Source organism: Enterobacter sp. 148H3 (assembly GCF_034107425.1).
GTDB classification, from domain to species: Bacteria; Pseudomonadota; Gammaproteobacteria; order Enterobacterales; family Enterobacteriaceae; genus Enterobacter; species Enterobacter vonholyi.
This window is the reverse complement of record NZ_JAWNEI010000003.1, coordinates 434,121-451,346: the sequence shown is the minus strand read 5'-3', so window position 1 is coordinate 451,346 and position 17,226 is coordinate 434,121. Positions and strand designations below refer to the sequence as shown.

14 protein-coding genes are annotated in these 17,226 nt (G+C 57.2%); 5 read left to right on the top strand and 9 right to left on the bottom strand.

The features are described 5' to 3' along the window. Positions 1 to 248: 248 nt before the first annotated feature. From mdtJ to USH94_RS06585, 3 genes are all read left to right on the top strand, one after another. Positions 249 to 611, top strand: coding sequence for a multidrug/spermidine efflux SMR transporter subunit MdtJ (gene mdtJ, locus USH94_RS06595; RefSeq protein WP_029739354.1), 363 nt, complete (start codon positions 249 to 251; stop codon positions 609 to 611). Further along, complete coding sequence (gene mdtI, locus USH94_RS06590) at positions 598 to 927, top strand: multidrug/spermidine efflux SMR transporter subunit MdtI (RefSeq protein ID WP_045910373.1); 330 nt, start codon at positions 598 to 600, stop codon at positions 925 to 927. The genes mdtJ and mdtI overlap by 14 nt, the downstream gene beginning before the upstream one ends. An 83-nt stretch (positions 928 to 1,010) precedes the next feature. Further along, positions 1,011 to 3,173: a bifunctional diguanylate cyclase/phosphodiesterase gene (locus USH94_RS06585; protein ID WP_111965718.1), complete on the top strand. Its 2,163-nt coding sequence runs from the start codon at positions 1,011 to 1,013 to the stop codon at positions 3,171 to 3,173. Between the two features lies 1 nt (position 3,174). Here USH94_RS06585 and USH94_RS06580 read toward each other — a convergent pair whose 3' ends face one another. The 8 genes from USH94_RS06580 to puuD form a co-directional block, all read right to left on the bottom strand. Continuing rightward, positions 3,175 to 3,996 carry a trypsin-like serine peptidase gene (locus USH94_RS06580; protein WP_111965719.1) on the bottom strand — a complete coding sequence of 274 codons (822 nt, stop codon included), beginning with the start codon at positions 3,994 to 3,996 and terminating at the stop codon, positions 3,175 to 3,177. Positions 3,997 to 4,275: 279 nt separating this feature from the next. Then, a complete protein-coding gene (gene asr, locus USH94_RS06575; RefSeq protein WP_143345030.1) occupies positions 4,276 to 4,593 on the bottom strand; it encodes an acid resistance repetitive basic protein Asr in 318 nt (105 codons plus the stop codon). Positions 4,594 to 5,203: 610 nt separating this feature from the next. Further along, positions 5,204 to 6,691: a carboxypeptidase M32 gene (locus tag USH94_RS06570; protein ID WP_111965720.1), complete on the bottom strand. Its 1,488-nt coding sequence runs from the start codon at positions 6,689 to 6,691 to the stop codon at positions 5,204 to 5,206. Positions 6,692 to 6,842: 151 nt separating this feature from the next. Next, entirely contained in the window at positions 6,843 to 8,114 is a 1,272-nt protein-coding gene (puuE, locus tag USH94_RS06565; protein ID WP_111965721.1) for a 4-aminobutyrate transaminase, read from the bottom strand. A gap of 25 nt (positions 8,115 to 8,139) precedes the next feature. Beyond that, on the bottom strand, positions 8,140 to 9,420 hold the full coding sequence (locus USH94_RS06560; RefSeq protein WP_111965722.1) for an NAD(P)/FAD-dependent oxidoreductase: 1,281 nt from the start codon (positions 9,418 to 9,420) through the stop codon (positions 8,140 to 8,142). Next, the gene (puuC, locus tag USH94_RS06555; protein ID WP_111965723.1) at positions 9,417 to 10,910 is read right to left on the bottom strand and encodes an aldehyde dehydrogenase PuuC; all 1,494 of its coding nucleotides are present in this window, start codon (positions 10,908 to 10,910) and stop codon (positions 9,417 to 9,419) included. Before puuC ends, USH94_RS06560 begins: the two co-directional genes overlap by 4 nt. Before the next feature lie 157 nt (positions 10,911 to 11,067). Further along, entirely contained in the window at positions 11,068 to 11,625 is a 558-nt protein-coding gene (gene puuR, locus USH94_RS06550; protein WP_111965724.1) for an HTH-type transcriptional regulator PuuR, read from the bottom strand. 25 nt (positions 11,626 to 11,650) lie between these two features. Further along, on the bottom strand, positions 11,651 to 12,415 hold the full coding sequence (gene puuD, locus USH94_RS06545; RefSeq protein WP_045910614.1) for a gamma-glutamyl-gamma-aminobutyrate hydrolase: 765 nt from the start codon (positions 12,413 to 12,415) through the stop codon (positions 11,651 to 11,653). A gap of 213 nt (positions 12,416 to 12,628) precedes the next feature. Here puuD and USH94_RS06540 point away from each other — a divergent pair, with 213 nt between their 5' ends. Together USH94_RS06540 and USH94_RS06535 are read left to right on the top strand one after the other, a co-directional pair. Then, positions 12,629 to 14,047, top strand: coding sequence for a glutamine synthetase family protein (locus USH94_RS06540; protein ID WP_111965725.1), 1,419 nt, complete (start codon positions 12,629 to 12,631; stop codon positions 14,045 to 14,047). A gap of 356 nt (positions 14,048 to 14,403) precedes the next feature. Next, positions 14,404 to 15,795 (top strand): APC family permease, encoded by a 1,392-nt coding sequence (locus USH94_RS06535; RefSeq protein ID WP_045284883.1) that lies wholly within the window; start codon positions 14,404 to 14,406, stop codon positions 15,793 to 15,795. A gap of 75 nt (positions 15,796 to 15,870) precedes the next feature. On the opposite strand, the gene USH94_RS06530 is transcribed toward USH94_RS06535, so the two are convergent. Beyond that, a complete protein-coding gene (locus USH94_RS06530; protein ID WP_111965727.1) occupies positions 15,871 to 17,124 on the bottom strand; it encodes an MFS transporter in 1,254 nt (417 codons plus the stop codon). Positions 17,125 to 17,226: the final 102 nt, after the last annotated feature.

Here is a 17,226-nt window from a genome sequence, read left to right as displayed (position 1 = left end):
GAAGCAACAACGCGGATAATTGTAATTTTATGGACAATATGTTCAGGACGTACTCTTCAAACAATACTGCTGTATACTCCACTTCTTTCTGCCTGCTTTCTGGTGAGCAACACTGGCGCACCGCACTATAGTCATTTCTTCTGCCTGAGCTGGCGCTAAGCGCTTAGCTGTCTGATTTCAATTCGTATTTTTGGGTTTGCTGCACGCAGCGGGCCACGATGGATTATATTCTCAAGCAGGAGAAAAACATGTTTTACTGGATTTTATTAGCGCTGGCTATTATCGCTGAAATTACCGGCACGCTGTCTATGAAGTGGGCAAGCGTCAGCGATGGCAACACCGGTTTTATTTTGATGCTGGTGATGATTTCACTGTCTTATATTTTCCTCTCGTTTGCAGTGAAAAAAATTGCGCTGGGCGTCGCGTATGCCCTGTGGGAGGGGATCGGTATTTTGTTGATTACGCTGTTCAGCGTGCTGATATTTGACGAAACATTAACAACAATGAAGGTCGCCGGTTTAACGACGCTGGTCGCGGGTATTGTGCTGATTAAGTCCGGTACCCGTAAACCTGGCAAACAGCAGAAGGAGCAGAACCATGCAACAGTTTGAGTGGGTTCATGCGGCCTGGCTGGGGTTCGCCATCGTGCTTGAGATCCTGGCGAACGTTCTGCTGAAATTCTCCGATGGTTTTCGTCGTAAGTTCTACGGCCTGATGTCGATTGCGGCGGTTCTGGGGGCGTTCAGCGCGCTGTCCCAGGCGGTAAAAGGTATCGATCTTTCGGTCGCCTATGCATTGTGGGGCGGTTTTGGTATCGCCGCCACGCTGGCTGCAGGCTGGGTGCTCTTCGGCCAGCGCTTAAATAACAAGGGTTGGATGGGGCTCATCCTGCTGCTTGCCGGCATGATCATGATAAAACTCGCCTGACAGTCCTCAATCCATGATTTACAGGCAGCGAAATTCGCTGCCTGTATTACGCTTAGAAAAGCAAAACATGAAGAGGATGGCTGATGTATCGCACATTAAGCTGGCGCAATATTCCCAATGCGAGAACGTTGTTTGCCATGGTCTTTATGGCGGGCATCGGCTTAATCATCTCCGTCGTCGCACTCCTCTATCTTTCCCTGAATCTTATCAGCACCAAAACCAATGAAATAGATGAACACCGCACGGCGCTTTCCGTGCAGGGGGCTATTCAGACATCGGTTAACCGCGTCTCATCTCTGGTGCTTGACAACGCCGTCTGGGACGATGCTGTGCGGGAAGCCTACCGTCCCACGCTTAATACCGACTGGCTGTACGACACCTGGGGCACCGGCTTTAAAATTAATAACCTCTATGACGGCACCTTCGTGCTGGATGAACATTTCAACGTCCTCTGGGGATCGTTTAAAAGTCAGCCTTTTCAGGAGACGAATCTCGATTTTTTCGGTGAGGGGCTGAAAGCTCTTATTGCTCAGCATGCGCGCGCCTTATCAAGCGATAAAAATATCTATGCCGGGATCAGCAAAACGCGAAGCGGCGTCGCCTTTGTGGGCATTGGGCTGATTCGCCCAATGGTCGGAAGATTACAGGTTACCGACGGAACGCGCCGCTATCTGGTGATCACCCGTCATCTGAACGCCAGAATCTTATCCGAACTGGGGACGACCTTTCAGATCGATAACCTTCACTTTACGCCAGATAAAGTTAACGAGATGAGTATGCCGCTGCGCAGTTCGGCTGGGGAGCTGCTGGGCTATCTGAACTGGCAGGCGCGGCTTCCGGGGGCGCAGGCCGCCCGGGCGGCATCCTCTGATATCACGCAGATTGTTGTGCTGGCATCGGCTCTGATCCTGCTCTTTATTCTGGTGAGCAGCGTGGGGCTGTACAAGCTTGCGCGAGGAGAAAGCCAGGCACGTCTGGTGGCCAGAACGGACTGGTTAAGCCATCTGCCGAACCGGCGAGCGCTTATCGAGGCGCTGGATCGGGTGAGCTTACGCGGAGATATCGACGTCAAAAGCGTGGTGTTTATCGATCTGGATGGCTTTAAAGACGTGAATGACATCTACGGCCACAGCGTGGGTGACGATCTCATCGTGGCGATTGCGAAAACGCTGAGTGAACGCGTGCCGCCGGGGGGAATGCTGGCGCGTATGGGCGGGGATGAGTTTGCCATGACAATCGGCGGTGATAAGGCAGAGACACAGGCCACCGCTTTTGCCGTGTCGGTGCTGGATTCTCTCTCCACCCCGATTCAACTGGGGGAACGCACCATCCATATCGGGGCCAGTATCGGGATCGCCAGCGGAACCCTGATTGAATGCACCAGCTCCGAGCTGTTTCGTCGCGCCGATATTGCCATGTACCATGCCAAAATGAGCGGGAAAGGGCGTATCACCCACTACGACGCCGAGCTGAACAGCGCCCGTGAGCGCAAGCTGGCGATTGAAAATCAGATCCGTAACGGTCTGGAGCGCGATGAGTTTGAGGTCTGGTATCAGCCGATTATTGACGCCCGCAGCCAGAAAATGAGCAGCGTCGAAGCGTTGGTCCGCTGGCCGCGTCGCCCGGAAGGGCCGCTGGGCCCGGATACCTTCATCGCCATCGCGGAGACCAGCGGTCTGATTTACAAACTGGGCCAGTTTGTGTTGCAGCGCGCCTGTCAGGATCTCCAGCCATACGGTGACTTAAAGCTTTCCGTTAATATCTCTCCCGCGCAATTTCGCGATCCCGCCTTCGAAGACAAAGTGGCCAGCGTGCTGGAGAGTACCCGTTTCCCGGCCCACCGGCTGCAGCTTGAGGTAACGGAGAGCTATGTGCTGGAAAATCCGGATCGTGCCCGCATGGCAATAGCCAATCTTAAAGCGCTGGGTACCGCGGTGGCGCTGGATGACTTTGGCACCGGCTATTCCAGCATTGGCTATTTGCGGCGTTTTAACTTCGACACCATCAAGATCGATAAATCCCTGGCCGGGCTGGTGGACAACGATGAACAGGCAGCCGCGCTGGTGAGCGGCACGGTGCGGATCGCCAACGCGCTGGGGATGGCGGTGGTCGCCGAAGGGGTGGAAACCGAGAAGCAAATGAAACTGCTGCGGCTGGCTGGCTGCGATCAACTGCAGGGTTTTTGGTTCAGCCAGCCGATGCCGATTGAGTCAATCAGGGCACTGCATCAGGTCAGACGATGCTGATTTATTGCTGTGCCAGCGCTTCCAGCTTGTCGCGAAAACCGGTCACGGACAAGGCCCGGTTATCTGCGCGCCAGCGATCTTTCGCCGCCGGTGCAGAGCTCTGCACGCCAATCAACTGCCAGCCGTTATCTGTTTTCAGCATCAGCGGTGAACCACTGTCACCCGGCAACGTATCGCACTGGTGCGAAAGTACACTGTTTTGCGCCCAGCCCGTCACAATACAGTCGGTGTGGGTGTAAAGCGTATCCAGATGGTCGACAGGATAGCCGGACTGCGTCACCTTTCGGTCGGCGGCTTTCAGGGCGGCGGTGAGTGCGTCTTTGTCGCCGTCAAATAACGGCAGCGGCGTAATGCCGGAAGGGGGGTAGCGTAAAACGATCAGGCCAAAGTCCCATGAGGCGGCCGCCGGTGGCACGATCCAGCCGTCACCATCCGGCTTCAGGCGTTTGCCGAGAGACGAATCGACCCGGCCTTCAATGCCGTGTATTTCATAGCGCCAGGTCCCTTTTTGCGACACAAACCGCAAGGCCACCGCTTTATCCGGCTTGCCGTTTGGCGGCGTTAACAGACAGTGGCCTGCCGTCAGGGCAAGCTGAGGGGTGATCAACGTCGCAGTACATAAGTTACCGCTGGCGGTTTCCAGTTGACCTATAGCATCCCAGGGCGCCTGGGTGGGATCGGCGACGCGCGTGCGGTCGTCATGATTGAAAAAAAGCGTCTTTAGCTCTTTCGCGCTAATGGTGTCATCACCGCCATCATCCGCATGTGAGAATCCAGAAAAAAGACCAAACGTTCCCAGTAACAACACAACAGATTTACGCATATCTCACTCTGGTGGGGGGTAATTATGATTATTAAAAGTGAACCCTATGAAAATACTATAGACGGGACAGCGCTAAAGTGGGAGTAAAATCAGCGTGCTACAATCAGGAAAGATAAAAATGGCTGGCAATGAGCGCGCATAAAATAAGCAGGATCAGAATCAGCTCAAACCGATAGCGTCGCAGCATACGCCCTCCGGATAAAAAAAACGGCGCGGAACCTGTCCGGTTCAGCGCCGGTTTACCAACGTGCCCCGAAAGGCACGGTTAAGCTTGTACTCTTACGCAGCTGGCTGTGCAGCTGGTTTAGCAGCTTCGTGTTTTACTGCTTTTTTGTGATGCTTTTTAGCAGCCTGAGCTTTCTGTTCTACAGCCGGTTTGGTCGCTTTTTTGTGGTGCTTTTTAGCAGCCTGAGCTTTCTGCTCTACAGCTGGTTTAGCGGCTTTATGATGTTTCTTGTGATGGACAGTTTTTGCTGGCGCCGCGGTGGTCGTTGCAGCAGGTGCAGCAGCAGCCGGTGCAGCAGTGGTTTCAGCAGCGAACGCAGCAGAAGACAGACCCATAGCAGCGGCAACAACCAGAGCTAATACTTTTTTCATGTTCATACCCTCGAATTTGGTTTTTCATTTAACCCCACTGCGGGGCCGTTGAAATAACTATATCCCTGTAAATTCGGGGTTTCCGTGAGTGATTGGTATCGGCGTGTAACCATATGTACATTGCCGGGGTCCTGCACAGACGGCTCCCTCTCCCATGAGGGGGTACGGGCTGGGGTGAGGGGGAACACACGGCTGTAGTGGTCATTCCGTTCACTTCATGTTCCTTGCTACTCTGTAACGCCATGACCGGTGAACGTGCCAGGGTGGCTCAATCGCCACCACCCTGGCGACCCGGGCTCCCGGCGGTAAATCGCCGCTTCGCGGTGCCCTCAGCTTATTCCTTCAGGCTATCGGGTCGGGCATGAGCCTGCATCCCTGCAGGCCACGCCCTCTCGGCGCATCCCTGCGCCTCGCCCCGGCCTTACGGAAACGCTTCGGCGATTTACAGCCGGACCAGGTTGTCGCTGTAAGTCATTAATTTTGACGAAGCAACGTTCATCGCTTCAGGTAAAAAATTACTGGGGATTCCTCAGCCCATGAGGGAGAGGGCTGGGGTGAGGGGGAACATACGGCTCTTTTACCTGAGGTCCCTCACCCCCGGCCAAACAGATTACAAATAGCGGGAGGTCAGATGCTCGCGGAAGTAACGGATATTCAGATCTTCACCCGTCGCCTGGGTGATTAATTGCGACGTGCTGAAGCGACTGCCGTGCTGCCAGATGTTCTGGCGCAGCCACTCAAAGAGTGCGGAAAAATCGCCCTCAGCGATGGAGGCCTGCAGACCCGGAAGCGCCTTTTTCGCGGCGTGGAACAGCTGTGCGGCATACATGGCCCCCAGCGTGTACGACGGGAAGTAGCCAAAACCGCCGTCGGTCCAGTGGATATCCTGCATGCAGCCGTTGCGGTAGTTGTCTTTGGTGGACAACCCGAGCCAGGCCTGCATTTTCTCGTCCCACAGGGCGGGAATATCGTCCACTTCAATCTCGCCGTTGATCAGCGCCCGCTCAATCTCATAGCGCAGCACCACGTGTGCCGGGTAGCTCACTTCGTCCGCATCGACGCGGATATAGCCCGGCTTCACGCGCTGGTTCCAGGCAATAAAGTTCTCTTCGCTGAACGCCGCCTGGCTGCCAAAACGGGCGTGTACCGCGGGGAGGAGATGCCTGAGGAAAGCTTCACTGCGCCCCAGCTGCATCTCAAAGAACAGGCTCTGCGATTCATGGATCGCGGTTGAGCGGGCCAGCGCAATCGGCTGTCCTGCCCACGCGCGCGGCAGGTTTTGTTCGTAGCGCGCGTGTCCGGTTTCGTGGATCACGCCAAACAGCGCGCTGAGCAGTTCATCCTCGTCGTAGCGCGTGGTGATGCGCACGTCTTCCGGTACGCCGCCGCAGAAGGGGTGCGCACTCACGTCGAGGCGACCGCCGTTAAAATCGAAGCCGAGCATCTTCATGGCCTCCAGGCCCAGCTCACGCTGTGTTGCCGTCGGGAAGGGGCCCTGCGGGGGAATAAACGACCGCTGAGCCTGTTTTTCCACCACGCTTGCCAGCAGGTCCGGTAGCCAGGACTTCATGTCGCCGAACAGAACGTCCAGACGCGCGCTGGTCATGTCGGGTTCAAAAATGTCCAGCAGCGCGTCGTAAGGCGTACAGCCTTTTGCTTCAGCCCGCAGGCGAGCCTCTTCGCGGCTGAGTTTAACCACCTCTTTCAGGTTGGCGGAAAAGCCCTGCCAGTCGTTGGCGGGGCGCTGAGTACGCCAGGCGTGTTCACACCTGCTGCCCGCCAGAGATTTGGCTTCCACCAGCGATTCCGGCAGCAGGGTCGCCTGCTGGTACTGGCGCGTCATTTCGCGCAGGTTGGCCTGTTCGACGTCATTCAGATCTTCTCCTGCCGCCGCCGCTAACAGGTCGCCGACTTTTTTATCGGTCAGGAGCTGGTGCTGCAGGACGCTCATCTCTGCCAGCGCCTCACCGCGCGCGGCGCTGCCGCCGGGCGGCATCATGGTGAACATGTCCCAGCTGGCGATGGAGGAGAGGTGCGAGAAGCGGGAGAGACGCTGGAAGGTTTTCACAAGTGACTGATAGGCTGATGTTTTTTGCAATTCTTATTTCCTCATGCCGGGGATGTGTTTCAGGGAGCATACAATGAAACCGAGCAAATTCCCCAACATTTCCCACACGGAGGAAATCTATGCCGATCTCCTCCGTAGAAAACCGTCCCCGACATTCCGGGAGACGGTTTTCGGTGGGCACTCAGGACTTATCGCGCATAACCTGTTGCAGGATTGCCAGCGCCTGGCTGAACTGAGCATCCGGAATGGTCAGCGGATAAAGGAAGCGGATCACGTTGCCGTACTGGCCGCAGATCAACAGCAGCAGGCCCTGGGCGAGCGCCTTTTGCTGGATCGCCTGCGCGATGGCGGCCGACGGTTCACGGCTCTCGGGATCAAAAAACTCCGCCGCGATCATCGATCCTCTTCCCCTTATCGCCACGAGCGCAGGGAAGGTGCCCTGAATCTCCTCCAGCGTGGCTTTCAGCCGATCGCCAAGCTGACGGGCGCGCGCGCATAGCGACTCGTTGTCGATAATCTTCAGCACCGCGTGCGCGGCGGCCACCGCAAGCGGGTTGCCTGCATAGGTCCCCCCCAGACCGCCGGGAGCCGGCGCGTCCATGATTTCGGCGCGGCCCACCACGCCGGACAGCGGCATTCCGCCTGCCAGGCTTTTAGCCATCGTCATCAGGTCGGGTTTGTCCGCGTAGTGTTCCATCGCAAACAGCTTACCCGTTCGGGCGAAGCCGCTCTGCACTTCGTCGGCAATCATCACGATCCCGTGCTCATCACAGATACGACGGATGGCGGCCACCAGCTCTGGCGGGGCGACGTTGAATCCGCCTTCACCCTGGATGGGTTCAAAAATGATCGCCGCCACCTGTTTCGCCTCAATATCTGCTTTGAACAGGCGTTCTATCCCCGTGATGGCATCCTGCGTCGTGATGCCGTGCAGCTCGGAGGGATACGGCACGTGATAAACCGACCCCGGGAAGGGACCAAATCCCAGCTTGTAAGGCGCGACCTTGCCGGTTAACGCCATGGTCATATAGGTGCGGCCGTGAAAGCCTCCCCCGAAGGCAATCACGCCCGGTCTGCCGGTGTGGGCCCGGGCGATTTTAACGGCGTTTTCCACCGCTTCCGCGCCCGTTGTGAAGAACGCCGTTTTGGCCGGGCTCTGCACCGGGGCCAGCTCGTTAAGTTTTTCAGCTAATGAAACGTAGCTTTCATACGGCACAATCTGGTAGGCCGTGTGGGTGAACTGGTGAAGCTGTTTTTCCACTGCGGCCACCAGTTCAGGATGGCGATGGCCGGTGTTCAGTACCGCGATCCCGGCGGCGAAATCAATATAGTCGTTGCCTTCCACGTCGGTAAGCGTGGCATTCTCCGCCGAGCGGGCAAAGAAATTACACATTACGCCTACGCCGCGCGGGGTGGCAGAAAGTCTGCGCTGATGAAATTCCTGGTTACTCATGTCAGATACCCTTTTGTCGAAACGATCATACGCCAAGACGATCGCGCAGGCTGTAGTACGCCGCGCCCATCGCCGTAAATGGAATCCGCAGGCTGCGGCCGCCCGGGAAGGGGTAGTGCGGGAGGTTAGCAAACGCATCAAAGCGCTCGGCGTCGCCGCGCAACAGTTCCGAGATCAGCCGTCCGGCCAGGTGGGTGCAGGTCACGCCGTGGCCGCTGTAGCCCTGCATGTAATAGATGTTTTTATCCAGACGACCAAACTGCGGCATACGGGACAGGGTCAGCAGGAAGTTGCCCGTCCAGCGGTAGTCGATTTTGACGCCTGCCAGCTGAGGGAAGGTTTTCAGCAGCTTTGGCATCACCAGGCGCTCGACATCGTCCGGATCGCGCGCGCCATACACTACGCCACCGCCGTACAGCAGGCGGTTGTCGGCGGTGAGACGGTAGTAATCCAGCAGGTAGTTACAATCTTCCACGCAGTAGTTATTGGGGATCAGCGTGCGGGCGACCTCTTCCGCCAGCGGGGCGGTGGTTACAACCTGGGTGCCGCAGGGCATGCTGCGTTTTGCCAGTTCCGGTTCGATCTTATCGCCGAGATAGGCATTCCCGGCGACGATCACGTAGCGGGCCGTCACCTGGCCATGCTGCGTGCTCACCACGGCCGGGCTGGTGTGCTGAATGGAGGTCACCGGGGACTGCTCATATACCCGCCCGCCGTTCAGGCGAATGGCGTCCGCTTCACCGATCGCCAGGTTCAGCGGATGAATATGCCCACCGCTGCGGTCCAGCAGCGCGCCGGTATAGCGTTCGCTGTCGACTTCCCGGCGAATGGCGCTGGCGTCCAGCAGCTCCAGCTGCGTGTTGCCGTAGCGTTCCCAGTTGGCTTTTTGCTCCTCCAGCGTCTCCAGCTGCTTATGGTTAAGCGCCACAAACAGCCCGCCGGGACGATAGTCGCACTGGATCTGATAGCGCTGGATGCGTTCCCGGATGATTTCCCCGCCTTCAAACATCATGCTCCCGAGCATTCTGGCGGCATCGGGCCCGTAGTTTTTCTCGATCACGTCGATATCGCGGCTGTAGGAGTTAACCAGCTGGCCGCCGTTGCGTCCGCTGGCGCCGAAGCCGATGCGCGCCCCTTCAAGGAGCACCACGTCGTAGCCCATTTCGGCGAGATGCAGCGCGGAGGAGAGGCCGGTATAGCCGCCGCCCACCACGCACACGTCACAGCTGATCGACTCGTTAAGCGTCGGGAAAGGTTCGTAAGCGTTCGCGCTGGCCGCGTAGTAGCTGGTGGTATGTTCGGTCATGATTGAGGCTCCAGGGCAATCCAGATGGTTTTCAGTTCGGTAAATTTTTCCAGCGCGTGCAGGGACTTATCGCGACCGTTGCCGCTCTGCTTATAGCCGCCAAAGGGAACGGTCATATCACCGTCGTTATAGTTATTGACGAAGACCGAGCCGGCCTTCAGGCGGCGGCTCATGCGGTGCGCGCGGGAAAGATCGCGGGTCCATACCGCCGCGCCAAGCCCGTATTCACTGTCGTTGGCCAGCGTTAAGGCTTCCTCTTCAGATTTAAAACGGGTGACGACCAGCACCGGCCCGAAAATCTCTTCCCGGCACAGCGGGGAGGCGGGGTCGATGTCGACAAAAATGGTTGGACCGACTGCGGAAGGCCATGATTGTTCCCGCCCGTCCAGCAGCAGCGTGCCTTTCCGGGTTCCCTCGCGAATGAACGTGTGGACGGTATCGGCGTGCGCAGCGTCGATGAGCATGCCCATCGTGCTGTCCGGGTCGAGCGGATCGCCCGGCTGCCAGTGACGAGCCTGCGCTTTTAGCCTGGCCAGGAACTCATCGGCGATGCTGTCTTCGAGCAGCAGACGGGTACCGGCGATACAGACTTGCCCCTGGTTATAAAAAATCCCGGCGGCGGTCGCGCTCACGGCCTTGTCCAGGTCCGGACAGTCGGCAAAGATAATGTTGGCGCTTTTGCCGCCCGCCTCCAGCCAGACGCGCTTCATGTTGCTTTCTCCCGCGTCCTTCAACAGCTGCTTGCCGGTACGGGTAGAGCCGGTAAACGTCAGCACCTCGACCTCCGGATGCAATGCCAGCGCCTGGCCCGCTTCGTGGCCGTAACCGCTTATCACGTTCAGCACGCCGTCAGGCAGGCCCGCCTCTTTCGCCAGTCCGGCCAGCCGCAGGGCGGTGAGGGGCGATTTCTCCGACGGTTTCAGTATCACGCTGTTGCCCGCGATCAGCGCCGGGCCCAGCTTCCAGCAGGCCAGCAGCAGCGGGAAGTTCCAGGGGACGATGGCCGCGACAACCCCGATGGGTTCGCGCACGATCATCGCCAGCTCGCCCGGACCCGTAGGCGCCACTTCGCCGTAGACTTTATCCGCCGCTTCGGCGTACCAGCGAATGGCGCGCGCCGCGCCGGGAATATCGTCGCGCAGGCTGTGGCGGATGGGTTTACCTGTGTCCAGCGTTTCCAGTAATGCCAGCTCTTCGCCGTGGCGTTCCATTAAATCGGCGAGCGTATTTAGCACGGCCTTGCGCTGCGCCGGAGACGCCTGCGACCAGTCACCGCGCTCAAATACCTCACGCGCGGCCTGAACCGCGCGGTCCACGTCCGCCTGCTTGCCCCGGGCGACGTTCGCCAGCGTCTGCTGGGTCGCGGGATTGACGGTTGCAAACGTGGTGTTATCGGCGGCGTCACAATAGGCACCGTTAATAAATAACCGGGTCTCAATGGCGCTGTTTTTTGCTTTATCCTGCCAGTAAGTCAGGTGCTGAAAATGCATATTCACTCCTTTCTTTCGCAATCAGATAAATAAAGGCATGGCCGTTTCAGGCAATACGAAGCCGTGGGGCATCCCGGGAATTAACCCGTTAAATGCCGACAGCGATCGTTTTTATATTTCCCGGCGTAAGCGCGCTTACGCCGGGACTGAGTGGTAATTAGAACGTGGTGGGGGTGTGGGCACTGATAATGCGGCAGACGCCTGCCGAGGTGTTGCTGAAGCTGTGCGGTATGCCGGTATTGATGGCATAGCTTTGCCCCGCAACCAGGTGATATTGCTGGCCATTAATGGTCAACAATATTTCACCTTCCAGTATCGTACCGATCTCCTCACCCTGATGTTTGATCCTCTCTCCGGTCGTGGTTCCAGGCTGGTAAGTTTCAAAAATCATCGCCAGCGTACGGTTCGGATTTCCGTTATGAACCAGCTTCATCGAAACTCCCTGACTGCCTATTTCGATAAGGTCTTCCTGATTAATAACCACCTGCGGTTCATCAGGTTTTTCCGGTTCCGAAAAGAATTCCGAGAGCGACAGCCCATAGACTTTCAGCAGCTTTTGCAGCGTACTGATAGCAGGACTGACTTTGTCCTGCTCAATGGTGCTGATGGCACTGTGTGTTAACCCAGACAGTTCGGCGGCACGCCGCTGCGAGAGACCCAGCTGTTGGCGGATCTCAGACAGACGTTTCCCTGGCGCCAGTCCGTCATCGCTCATAGTTGCATTTCCTTTACGGTAGTGGTCAAAGCCGCTGCTTCTCGGCAATGTGGCTTTGACAGGCGGTGATAAAACCTTCAAACAACATACGGGACAGGGCGTACTCGCTGCTGTTCCATTCGGGGTGCCATTGCACGCCGAGGGCAAAAGGGTGGTCATGAACGCTGACCGCCTCGACCAGCCCATCCGTCGAGCGGGCCTCCACGCGAAGCCGTGGTCCTAACGTCCGTGCACCTTGCCCGTGTAACGAGTTTACCCAAAATGTGTTACAGCCTGGTATTAATTGAGACAGCAGTCCTCCCTCCTGAACCTGAACTTCATGAGACGGAGCGTATTGTAGCTCAACCGGCAGTTCAGGATCTTCCCGGTGCTCGAGCAGGTCGTTCTGCTCGAACAGGCGGCGATACAGCGTCCCCCCCGTCGCAACAACCAGTTCCTGCAGCCCCCGGCAGATGGCGAAAATGGGGATGCGCCTTTCGAGCGCGGCGGCAATCAGCGCCATACTCAGAAGATCTCGCCCGGGATCGGCGTTAGGCTCATCGCCGTTTTCACCATAAAGGTGCGGCTGCACGTTACTTGGGCTGCCCGGCAGGTAAATCCCGTCCAGGGTGGGCAGCAGAGCGGTGAGCAGCTCTGGCTCTGCCAGCGCATGCGGTAAGGCAATCGGTAAACCCCCCGCGTTAATAATGGCATTCAGGTACTTTTCTTGCAGGGTCTGGGTCTCATGACCCTTAAGCCTGTTTCTACACATCACCACGCCAATAACTGGCTTGTTCATTATATTTTCCATGATCGCCCTCACAAAGTGGACTAAATTTAGGCCATTTTCGCCTGTAAAACGGCCTTTTCGTTCAATATTTTCTCAATCTAGCAACGGGATCTGCCTTTTGCAAACTTAATTTAACATTTGACAAACAATTTATTTGCATACAGATTCGATAGGGTGGACATTATATTTGACAGTCCAGAGCAGCGAACGCAAATCCCAAAACGGTGGTAAATCATGGAAACCAATATCGTAGAAGTTGAGAACTTTGTGCAGCACACGGATGAGAGGCGGGGCAGCGCCTTTACGCAGGAAGTGAAGCGCTATTTAGAAAAGTATCCTGACACCCAGTTTATTGATGTCCTCCTGACCGACCTGAACGGCTGTTTTCGCGGCAAGCGCATCCCGGTTGCCGGACTGAGCAAGCTTGAAAAAGGCTGCTATTTCCCGGCATCGGTTTTCGCCATGGACATTTTGGGTAACGTCGTGGAAGAGGCGGGCCTGGGACAGGAGCTCGGCGAGCCGGACTGTATCTGCGTGCCGGTACCGGGCACCCTGACGCCGTCCGCCGCCGACCCGAAATACATTGGTCAGGTGCAGCTCACCATGGTCGATGAAGATGGCGCTCCCTTTGACGTTGAGCCGCGGAACGTACTCAACCGACTCTGGCAGCAGCTGCGCCAGCGCGGCCTGTTCCCCGTGGTAGCGGTAGAGCTGGAGTTCTATTTACTTGACCGTAAACGCGATGCCGACGGCTATCTGCAGCCACCCTGCGCGCCGGGCACCGACGTGCGCAACACGCAGAGTCAGGTCTACTCGGTTGATAATCTGAACCACTTTGCTGACGTACTGAACGACATTGACGAACTGGCGCAGCTGCAGCTGATCCCCGCTGACGGGGCAGTGGCTGAGGCCTCTCCGGGCCAGTTTGAGATTAACCTACACCATACGGAAAACGTGCTCGATGCCTGCGATGATGCGCTGGCGCTAAAACGTCTCGTCAGGCAGATGGCAGAAAAACATAAGATGCACGCCACGTTTATGGCAAAGCCGTATGAAGAACATGCGGGCAGCGGGATGCACATCCATATCAGCATGCAAAACAACCGAGGCGAAAACGTGCTCGCAGACGCCAGCGGCGAGGATTCCGCGCTGCTGAAACGCGCGCTGGCCGGGATGATCGACCTGATGCCTGCGTCCATGGCGCTGCTGGCACCGAACGTCAACTCCTACCGCCGTTTCCAGCCGGGAATGTACGTGCCGACGCAGGCGTCATGGGGACACAATAATCGCACCGTTGCCCTGCGTATCCCCTGTGGCGATCGCCATAACCATCGGGTCGAGTATCGGGTAGCGGGCGCTGACGCGAATCCGTATCTGGTGATGGCGGCTATTTTTGCCGGCATTTTACATGGCCTGGATAACAATTTACCGCTGCAGGAAGAAGTGGAAGGCAATGGTCTGGAGCAGGACGGACTGCCGTTCCCGATCCGTCAGAGCGATGCGCTGTGGGAATTTATGCAAAACGATAGCCTGCGCGAGCGGCTGGGCGAACGCTTCTGCCACGTCTATCACGCCTGCAAAAACGATGAATTACTGCAGTTTGAACGCCTGATTACCGAAACGGAAATTGAGTGGATGCTGAAAAACGCCTGATGACGTGCCCCGGTAAGGGGCCGCTTTGTTTCATCTCATACGTAACACCAAACGGCCTGCGCGGAGCCTGGCCTAACTGTTTGCTGGCACGCCAGCTATCTCCCGGGAGTCGCGTTATGGAGCGCAGGCGGCACAGGGATTTTCTTAACGACACTGTGTGACGAGGTAGGAAATGATGCAGATGTTCAACTATCCGCAGGGCGAAGGGGGCCAGTCAGGCGCCTGCTGTGAGTGCGAGCCAGAGACGGTGCGCTGGTACGATCGCGTGTGTTATTTACAACTTCCCCCTTTGCTAAGCAGGTTTGCGTTAAGGACAGCGCGATTGCAAACCACGGTAAGCATGGGGGGGACGGTTTATGGCGACTAACACCTCTCTTGACTCGCCGGGCATGGCCGGAAGAACCCGGCTGCGCAGTTCCCTCAAGCTCTGGCAGGTGGTCATGATGGGGCTGGCTTATCTCACCCCCATGACCGTGTTTGATACCTTCGGCATTGTGTCCGGTATCAGCAACGGCCACGTGCCCGCTTCGTATCTCCTGGCGCTGGCTGGCGTCATGTTTACCGCCATCAGCTACGGTAAACTGGTACGACAGTTCCCGGAAGCAGGCTCTGCGTATACCTACACGCAGAAATCGATCGGACCCCACTTAGGCTTTATGGTCGGCTGGTCATCGCTGCTGGATTATCTCTTTTTGCCGATGATCAACGTGCTGCTGGCGAAGATCTACCTTTCCGCGTTGTTCCCTGAAGTCCCGCCGTGGGTTTGGGTGGTGGGGTTTGTAACGATCCTGACGCTGGCGAACCTCAAGAGTGTGAATCTGGTCGCCAACTTTAACACCCTGTTTGTGCTGGTGCAGATCGCCATCATGGTGGTGTTTGTCATACTCGTGGTGCACGGTCTGCACAAGGGGGAGGGCGTCGGCACCGTCTGGTCGCTCCAGCCGTTTATCAGCGAGAACGCACACCTGATCCCGATTATTACCGGCGCGACTATCGTCTGCTTCTCTTTCCTCGGCTTTGACGCGGTCACCACGCTGTCGGAAGAGACGCCAAACGCGGCGCGGGTGATCCCCAAAGCGATTTTCCTCACCGCTCTGTATGGCGGGCTGATATTCATTGTTGCCTCGTTTTTCATGCAGCTCTTTTTTCCGACGATCGCGCGCTTCAAGAACCCGGACGCCGCGCTGCCGGAAATAGCGCTGTACGTGGGCGGCAAGCTCTTCCAGTCGGTGTTTCTGTGTACCACGTTTGTGAATACGCTCGCTTCAGGCCTGGCCTCGCACGCCAGCGTCTCGCGCTTACTGTATGTGATGGGGCGTGACAACGTGTTTCCGGAGCGGGTGTTTGGCTACGTGCATCCGAAATGGCGTACGCCGGCCCTTAACGTCATTATGGTTGGGATAGTGGCGCTGTCGGCCCTGTACTTCGATCTCGTGACCGCGACGGCGCTGATCAATTTTGGCGCGCTGGTGGCGTTTACGTTTGTTAATCTCTCGGTGTACAACCATTTCTGGCGGCGTAAGGGGCTGAACAAAACGTGGAAAGATCGTTTCCATTATCTCCTGCTGCCGCTCATCGGTGCCGTCACGGTCGGCGTGCTGTGGATAAACCTCGAAGCGACGTCCCTGACGCTTGGCCTCATCTGGGCGGCACTGGGGATCCTTTACCTGACGTGGCTCACGCGCCGTTTCCGAAAACCGCCTCCGCAGTTTGAAGCCGGTAAGATAGAGCAGGCCTGGGATTCCTGAACGTGAAACGGCACCAGTACGCTGGTGCCGTTTTTGTGGATGGAGCGTCTTAACGGACATCAGCCCGCAGGCGTATTATCTCAGACGTTTATGAAGACTTGCGCCCACCAGCAGCGCGGCGCACAGCATCAGCGCGATAAACCCGCCCACGCCGTTCCAGCCGTAGTTATGCCAGAAGACACCGCCGAGCGTCCCGGCGATGCTGGATCCCAGGTAATAGCTAAACAGATACAGCGACGATGCCTGACCTTTGGCGCGACGGGCGCGCGGTCCAATCCAGCTGCTGGCGACCGAATGCGCGGCGAAGAACCCTGCGGAGAAGAGCAGCATGCCGGCAAAAATCAGCCACAGGGAGGAGAAGAGCGTCAGCAACAGGCCGACCAGCATCATCGCCGTGAAGAACAGCATGACCGGGCCGCGGCCATAGCGTGCGGTCATCGCCCCGGCCTTCGGCGAGCTCCAGGTGCCGGTAAGGTACGCCACGGAAAGCAGGCCGACCACCGCCTGGCTCAGATGCCACGGCGAGAGCATCAGGCGGTAGCCAATATAGTTAAACAGCGTGACGAACGAGCCCATCAGCAGGAAGCCGGTCAGGAACAGGCGCGGCAGCCCCTTGTCGCGCCAGTGCAGACGGAAATTGATAAACAGCGTTTTCGGACGCAGCGATGTCGGGCGGAAATGACGCGATTCCGGCAGAATTTTCCAGAACATCAGGGCAGATGCCAGCGCAAAACACCCGATGACTGCCAGCGCAATACGCCAGTTAAAGAAGTCCGTGAATACCCCGCTCAGCAGACGTCCGCTCATTCCGCCAATCGAGTTCCCGCTGATATAAAGCCCCATAGAGAAGGCAACAAAGCTCGGGTGGATCTCCTCGCTGAGATAGGTCATCCCGACCGCCGCCACGCCGCTGAGCGAGAGCCCAATCAGCGCGCGCATCACCAGAATACCGTGCCAGCTGGTCATCATGGTAGAGAGTAACGTACAGACCGAGGCCAGCATCAGCGCGGTTACCATCACCGGTTTACGGCCAATGGCGTCGGACAGCGGCCCGGTAAAGAGCAGGCCAATCGCCAGCATGCCGGTAGAAATAGAGAGTGAAACGCTGCTGCTGGCAGGCGATACGCCAAACTCATGGGAGAGAACGGGCAGGATCGGCTGTACGCAATAGAGCAGGGCGAAGGTTGCCAGACCGGCGGAAAAGAGCGCCAGCGTGACGCGCATAAATTGGGGAGTACCACGTTTAATGAACTGAACCGGCTGCGATGCTGCGGGTAAATCATTGATATCTCTGGCCGGATCGATATCAATAGTAGTTGTACGACTCACACAGTTTCCTTGCTTAAACATCCCCGTGATTTCTGGTGACGGGTATGACCACCTGTTTAGGGTAGGAAAATGTAAATATTCTGTCTAATATATTAATAATCT

Excerpts from the sequence above, each read along its gene's own strand:
- puuD (WP_045910614.1), bottom strand. The coding sequence starts at position 12,415 with ATGGAAAATATAATGAACAAGCCAGTTATTGGCGTGGTGATGTGTAGA.
- USH94_RS06540 (WP_111965725.1), top strand. The coding sequence starts at position 12,629 with ATGGAAACCAATATCGTAGAAGTTGAGAACTTTGTGCAGCACACGGAT.
- asr (WP_143345030.1), bottom strand. The coding sequence starts at position 4,593 with ATGAAAAAAGTATTAGCTCTGGTTGTTGCCGCTGCTATGGGTCTGTCT.
- USH94_RS06580 (WP_111965719.1), bottom strand. The coding sequence starts at position 3,996 with ATGCGTAAATCTGTTGTGTTGTTACTGGGAACGTTTGGTCTTTTTTCT.
- puuR (WP_111965724.1), bottom strand. The coding sequence starts at position 11,625 with ATGAGCGATGACGGACTGGCGCCAGGGAAACGTCTGTCTGAGATCCGC.
- mdtI (WP_045910373.1), top strand. The coding sequence starts at position 598 with ATGCAACAGTTTGAGTGGGTTCATGCGGCCTGGCTGGGGTTCGCCATC.
- puuE (WP_111965721.1), bottom strand. The coding sequence starts at position 8,114 with ATGAGTAACCAGGAATTTCATCAGCGCAGACTTTCTGCCACCCCGCGC.
- USH94_RS06585 (WP_111965718.1), top strand. The coding sequence starts at position 1,011 with ATGTATCGCACATTAAGCTGGCGCAATATTCCCAATGCGAGAACGTTG.
- puuC (WP_111965723.1), bottom strand. The coding sequence starts at position 10,910 with ATGCATTTTCAGCACCTGACTTACTGGCAGGATAAAGCAAAAAACAGC.
- USH94_RS06535 (WP_045284883.1), top strand. The coding sequence starts at position 14,404 with ATGGCGACTAACACCTCTCTTGACTCGCCGGGCATGGCCGGAAGAACC.
- USH94_RS06560 (WP_111965722.1), bottom strand. The coding sequence starts at position 9,420 with ATGACCGAACATACCACCAGCTACTACGCGGCCAGCGCGAACGCTTAC.
- mdtJ (WP_029739354.1), top strand. The coding sequence starts at position 249 with ATGTTTTACTGGATTTTATTAGCGCTGGCTATTATCGCTGAAATTACC.